Source organism: Gilliamella sp. A7 (assembly GCF_002142015.1).
GTDB lineage: Bacteria > Pseudomonadota > Gammaproteobacteria > Enterobacterales > Orbaceae > Gilliamella > Gilliamella apis_A.
This window is the reverse complement of sequence record NZ_NASN01000078.1, coordinates 1-5,893: the sequence shown is the minus strand read 5'-3', so window position 1 is coordinate 5,893 and position 5,893 is coordinate 1. Positions and strand designations below refer to the sequence as shown.

General features: G+C 34.5%; 4 protein-coding genes. 2 read left to right on the top strand and 2 right to left on the bottom strand.

All coding sequences use genetic code 11. The features are described from left to right. The first annotated feature begins 1,066 nt into the window (after positions 1-1,066). Positions 1,067-1,684: a tetratricopeptide repeat protein gene (locus B6D18_RS11930; protein WP_158092588.1), complete on the top strand. Its 618-nt coding sequence runs from the start codon at positions 1,067-1,069 to the stop codon at positions 1,682-1,684. 120 nt (positions 1,685-1,804) lie between these two features. Here B6D18_RS11930 and B6D18_RS11925 read toward each other — a convergent pair whose 3' ends face one another. Beyond that, entirely contained in the window at positions 1,805-3,766 is a 1,962-nt protein-coding gene (locus B6D18_RS11925) for a glycoside hydrolase family 3 protein (protein ID WP_086364641.1), read from the bottom strand. 398 nt (positions 3,767-4,164) lie between these two features. Between B6D18_RS11925 and B6D18_RS11920 the strand changes: the two genes are divergently transcribed. Further along, positions 4,165-5,121 carry a tetratricopeptide repeat protein gene (locus B6D18_RS11920; RefSeq protein WP_144063996.1) on the top strand — a complete coding sequence of 319 codons (957 nt, stop codon included), beginning with the start codon at positions 4,165-4,167 and terminating at the stop codon, positions 5,119-5,121. Between the two features lie 36 nt (positions 5,122-5,157). Here B6D18_RS11920 and B6D18_RS11915 read toward each other — a convergent pair whose 3' ends face one another. Next, positions 5,158-5,784 carry a LysE/ArgO family amino acid transporter gene (locus B6D18_RS11915; protein ID WP_173795321.1) on the bottom strand — a complete coding sequence of 209 codons (627 nt, stop codon included), beginning with the start codon at positions 5,782-5,784 and terminating at the stop codon, positions 5,158-5,160. Positions 5,785-5,893 lie beyond the last annotated feature (109 nt).

Below are 5,893 nucleotides of genomic sequence, written 5' to 3'. Positions count from 1 at the left end.
TAGCGATGAAAACGCTAGCGTTCGGCAAATTCGTCCGGAACGAATTTGAACAACACAAAGTGTTGGCCCTGAAAGGGTGAGGCACACGATGTGCCGAATAATCTAGCTCACGACCCACCACTTTTTTTATGTTTCCTTTATTCCATTACAGATAAATTACTTAGCGATGAAAACGCTAGCGTTCGGCAAATTCGTCCGGAACGAATTTGAACAACACAAAGTGTTGGCCCTGAAAGGGTGAGGCACACGATGTGCCGAATAATCTAGCTCACGACCCACCACTTTTTTCTCTTTCACCAATTCCATTACAAATAAATTACTAAGCGATGATAACGCTAGCGTTCGACAAATTCGTCTGGAACGAATTTGAACAACACAAAGTGTTGGCCCTGAAAGGGTGAGGCACACGATGTGCCGAATAATCTAGCTCACGACCCACCACTTTTTTTCTCTTTCACCTATTCTATTACAGAGATAAATTACTTAGCGATGAGAACGCTAGCGTTCGACAAATTCGTCTGGAACGAATTTGAACAACACAAAGTGTTGGCTCTGAAAGGGTGAGGCACACGATGTGCCGAATAATCTAGCTCACGACCCACCACTTTTTTTATGTTTCCTTTATTCCATTACAGATAAATTACTTAGCGATGAAAACGCTAGCGTTCGGCAAATTCGTCCGGAACGAATTTGAACAACACAAAGTGTTGGCCCTGAAAGGGTGAGGCACACGATGTGCCGAATAATCTAGCTCACGACCCACCACTTTTTTTATGTTTCCTTTATTCCATTACAGATAAATTACTTAGCGATGAAAACGCTAGCGTTCGGCAAATTCGTCCGGAACGAATTTGAACAACACAAAGTGTTGGCCCTGAAAGGGTGAGGCACACGATGTGCCGAATAATCTTGATCATTCCGCCTATACCTTACCTATAGAAGAAATATATTGATAATCTTGTAAACTTACTTATAAAATAACTAAATCACATAGCGATAATAGATTTATCCAAAACGACTAAATTCGCTACAGTTTTTTGCTGTAATGGAATTGCTGGGTTATATAATGAAAAAATTAATTCTAATCTTATCATTAGGTTTGTTGACTTATAGCTCGGCTTTTGCTGATCAGCAACCAGAATTCAATTTCGAAACTGAATATCAAAAAGCTACAGAACAAAATGATCCTGAGGCTCAATATCATGTTGGAATAATGTACTTTAATGGTTATACAGTTAAAAAACGGATATTTAAAGGTATTGAACAAGGGGCAATTAATGAGCCCAAACAAAAAACTGAACCGGATTATAGCAAGGCAAAAGAATGGTTTGAAAAAGCAGCTAAACAAGGACATATTGGCGCTCAGCATAATTTAGCTATGTTGTATTATAACGGACAAGGTACTAAGCAAAGTTATCTAAAGGGTATTGAATGGGATACTAAAGCAGCGCAAAAAGGAGATCCTGTAGCACAATATACTTTAGCAACTATGTATTATAAAGGCACCGGTGTTAAACAGAATTATTTTAAAGCTAAACAATGGTTTGCAAAAGCCGCAGAACAAAATTATTTAGATTCTAAAGACCATTTATCAGTAGTTTCCAAAAAAGTTCAAGCAATTATCAAGAAAAATAATCAAGCAAAAAAACAAAAAACTAGCAGTGTTGATTGTGGATGTAGTTAATGTTGAAAAAATTATCATATTTTTCAATTTATTGCTTATTTATAGTTAAAAACTCCGCTGAAAATAATAATTGTGCTATTGCCTTAACTTAGTTCAATTCAATAGCACAAAATAGACGAATTAAAGCGTTAAACCATAACCTAATGGATATAATGCCTGCATGTCGTTTGCTAAATCAGAAGATTGTTTTATAACGCTATCCATTGAGTCTGGTAATGCAAATGGTAATTTAGCGCTGAATGGTTTACTATCTAATAAACGTTTAAATAACACATCATCATTTACACCAAAATTTGCAATCACTGCATTTGCTATTTGTTTTACTGGAGTCAAAACTGCAGGTCTATCTAAATAAACAGTGACAACAACGGGATGTTTTTTACTTGCTTCATTAATAAATTTTATATCTTTATCCTCAGCAGTATATTCTAGTGAACCTTCATGATATCTTGCACCAAAGAAGTAATTTTTATGTTTTTGTTCATAAGGCGCATTAATTCTAGCAACAACCACATCAGCTTGATCTAATTTATCAACAATTATAATTTTACCTTTTAAGGTCTTTTTAACATCCTCGGTAAAACCATATAAATAGGCTTTATTACTGGATTTTAATGGTAGAATCTTATCTTTATTTTCTAATAAAACCAATGAATCAAATTGCGCTTTATCAGCAACTTTTTGGAAATCTTGATTGCCAACGAAACGGCTTGCTTCAGTAGGATCCACATAAGGATTTTCAAATTGTCCTAAAGCAAATTTTTGTGTCAAGATTGCTAAAACTGCACTATCAATAGTTTTTTCATCTAGTTTATTGTTTTTTACAGCTGATACAATAACAGAGCTATCACTCACTCCTCCAAATTGTTGAACACCGGCTTGAATAGCTTTGATAAAACGTTGCTCAACAGTGAGATCTTCTACTCCCCATGGCATTCCTTCCGCTTTAGGCGTTATATCAGGCGGGTTACCGTTGATACAAACTTCATTACAATCTTTTGTAATATTCCAATCACTAATAATTACCCCTTTAAATTGATAAGTATCTCGTAATAGATCTTTCAATAAATAGCGATTAAAACCTCCGCCGACAGGTTCAATTTTATGATCATTTAATTGGGCATTTTTTAAAATAGAATAAGTCGGCATAATTGCAGCCACATTTACCTCAAATGCGCCAGTGAATGGTATGATATGTTGTTCTAAACTGTTTTTATGAGTATAGAGTGCATATTTACCATAAGAGTTATGACTATCTAACCCCTCCTCTGCAGCACCATAACCAACCCAATGCTTAACGACGGCGGCCACACTTTGTGAATTTAAGCCAAGTTTGCCATTTTGCATACCTGAAATGTAACCACGTACCATACTTTTACTTAGCATTGGATCTTCACCAAATGTACCTTCAAAACGAGACCAACGTGGCTCAGTTCCCAAATCTGCCATAGGAGATAAAGCCTGAGTTACCCCTAGTGAACGATACTCTTGTCGAATAATGTTTCCATACTCATTTATAATTGACTCATTACCAATCGCCGCCATACCTAATGTCCCTGGCCATTGGCTAAATCCAGCGTTACTCGTTACTTTATTGCCATAATAGAAAGTGTTTCGGGGATCAACACTAATGGTAAGAGGAATAGACAGACGAGAGGACTCTGCAATTTGTTGTAATTGATTATTTTGCTCAGCAAAATCTTTTGGATTCACTTCTAAACGAGTAATTAGACTATTTACCTTATCATCAAACACTAACTGTTTAATTTCTTCTAAATTATACTTATCTCCATGCCCAAGCTCATCGCCTAAACTTCTGGCATTACCATGCATCATCAGCCCTGCTTTTTCTTCTAACGACAATTTGGTAAGCAGATCTTTAGCACGAACTTCAGGCGACAAACGCCAATCTTCAAAAGGAGACAATTTGCCATCTTTATCAAAGTCTTTAAATTCTAGATTATCAATTACAATTTTTTTTAATTGATAACTTTTAATCTCAACCTGCTCAATAGCAACAACTTGACCAACAGCCAAAGCCGCACTAACCAATAATGCTAATTTCACTAGTTTATTTGTCATAAGAACTCCTTGCCTATTTACTCAGTATCCAATTAATTTTGCATACTCGCTAACACTGATATTCCATAGTTATTAATATATTTGGCTTTCTTAAAGCAAAAAAACCTAAACACCTTATTGAGTAAGATGTTTAGGTTTTGCCTGAATAGTTATGTAAACTAAACAGTAACAATCCAAATTTATAAATTAGCATAATATAAAAAACTTAATCTTGTCATAAACAAAAAATAATATAATTGTGATAAACATCACGTTATTATTAGATCAACTAAGCATATTCTAGTTATAGGTTGGTGATAATAAAAATTTTAATATCAATGAACAAATTAATTATCCATATATAGTAATTTACTAAATAACAATCGATTTTAAATTTTATAGACAATTAAGGTAAAATTTTGACCAGATTAATAGTAATGATTAGCTTATTTTTATTTGCAACAAATACCAGCTTGGCGATTGAAAATATTGAGGCTTTCTTTGATGAGCAATATAAAAAAGCCACGCAGCAAAATGATGCTGAAGCTCAATTCTATTTAGGTCGCATGTATCTAAACGGTGAAGGGGTTAAACAAGATTCAACCAAAGCAATGGAATGGTTAGAAAAAGCAACTGAGCAACATCATATGAGTGCACAAGCAGTCTTGGGTTCAATGTACTTTTTTGGTAAGGGAACTGATAAAAATAGACAAAAAGGTAAAGAACTAATTGAAAAATCAGCATTAAGTGGTAATTCGATTGGTCAATTTTACTTTGGTGTTCTATATGAAGAAGCCGACCCCCAAAAGACATTTAAAGGAATTGAAAAAAATATAGATGATAATGGATTTTATCAAGACTTTGTCAAAGCTAGAGAATGGTATGAAAAAGCCGCACAACAAGGAAATATGGAAGCAAACTTTAATTTAGGCGTTCTTTATGCAAATGGTACTGGTGTTGAAAAAGATGAATTTAAAGCAAGACAATATTATGAAATATCTGCACAAAGTGGTGATCCTCATGCAAAGCATAATTTAGCTATAATGTACTACAATGGTTATGCTGGACTAACCAAAGATTTGACTAAAGGTGTAAAATTAGATATCGAAGCTGCCAAACAAGGGTCACCATTAGCACAATACAATTTAGGCTTATTTTTCTATGAAGGTACTTATTTTAAGCAAGACTACACCAAAGCCAGAAAGTCATTTGAGTTTGCAGCCGCTCAAAACGAAGCAGGCTCCCAATACATGTTAGCAATTATCTATGAACAAGGCCTGGGAGTTGATAAAGATCCAGAACGAGCCAAACATTATTATTATCTAGCTTGCCAAAATGGCTATGAAGAAAGTTGTACTCCGGCTAATGCTAATTGATTTTCAAGTTGAATATTGTGAGGAAATTAACAACATTCAACTGCCATAAATAACATAAAAAATAAGTCGGTAAGCAATATAGAACATAACGACGCCTACAATTGAGTCCAATATAACCCACATTCTTTTTTGTTTAAATAATGGTATAAGTAACCTAGCACCGTAACCAATACCAAAAAACCAAATAAAAGAAACACAAACAGCACCAATTAAAAATGCCCATTTTTGCTCAGTTGATAAAGTGCCAGCTATACCACCAACAATTACAATTGTATCTAAATAAACATGGGGATTAAGTAAAGTAACAGCCAAAGTAGACAATATAACCTTAGTTAACGCATTCTTTTGTTGCTGAGTAGAATCAATTTGCATAGTGCTGTTACCTTGTATTGCACTCTTGCAGGCATTAAATCCATACCAAATCAAAAATAAAGCGCCTAAAATGGCAAGCACGTCGGTTATGATAGGATTACGACTAATAAATGCTCCGACTCCCCAAATACCGATAGCCATCAAAGTAAAATCACAGATAAAACAAATACCAGCGACAAAAAAGATATGATTTTTTAATAACCCCTGTTTAAGTACAAACAAATTTTGTGCACCAATAGCTATAATCAAACTTGCCGAAATCATCGAGCCACGTAATATTTCTGTCAGCATTGAACTTAACATCGTAAATAAGAAGCATTATACAAAAAGGTTATGAGTATAACTATTAAAACAACAATGATTATGCATCCTTTATAAAAGGACAGTCATACAATTATTA

Bases quoted from the DNA above. Each gene is read 5' to 3' on its own strand.
- B6D18_RS11930 (WP_158092588.1), top strand. From the start codon at position 1,067: ATGAAAAAATTAATTCTAATCTTATCATTAGGTTTGTTGACTTATAGC.
- B6D18_RS11925 (WP_086364641.1), bottom strand. From the start codon at position 3,766: ATGACAAATAAACTAGTGAAATTAGCATTATTGGTTAGTGCGGCTTTG.
- B6D18_RS11915 (WP_173795321.1), bottom strand. From the start codon at position 5,784: ATGCTGACAGAAATATTACGTGGCTCGATGATTTCGGCAAGTTTGATT.